Genomic DNA, 521 nt, shown 5'->3' with positions numbered 1-521 from the left:
TACGATCGGTCTACGATCGAGCGGATGCAGGGACATGTACTGCATGTCATCGAGCAAATCGTGAACAATCCGCATATCCGTGTGAATGAGCTGGAATTGGTGACACCGGAAGAACAGGCACAGATCATTCAGGTGTGGGGAGATACGGCGGCAGCCTATCCGCAGGATCAGACGCTAAGCAGTCTGTTTGAGCAGCAGGTCGCGAACACGCCGGAGCAAGTCGCGGTACTGTGCGGTGAAGAGTCGCTGACCTACCGTGAGCTAAACGAGCGAGCCAACCGTCTCGCACGCACCTTGCGTGCGCAAGGGGTTGAACCGGATCAGCCTGTAGGCATTCTGGTCCATCGTTCGCTGGACATGATCGTAGGTATCTATGCGATCCTCAAAGCAGGCGGAGCTTATGTACCGATCGATCCGGAATATCCGGCCGACCGCATCCGCTTTATGCTGGAGGATTCAGGCGCGAAGCTGGTGCTGACGCAATCGCATCTGGCGGAGCAAGCATCACGGAGTTTCGACGG

The 521-nt window shown here is 56.6% G+C and carries 1 protein-coding gene; it reads left to right on the top strand.

Annotated features, from left to right (window positions below; translation table 11 throughout):
* On the top strand, positions 1–521 hold a 521-nt coding region (locus tag ACU1JV_RS28085), incomplete at both ends, for an AMP-binding protein (RefSeq protein WP_434954436.1).

This window comes from Paenibacillus sp. T2-29 (assembly GCF_052921365.1).
The sequence above is the reverse complement of the archived record's forward strand: the minus strand, read 5'-3'. Positions and strand labels throughout refer to the sequence as shown.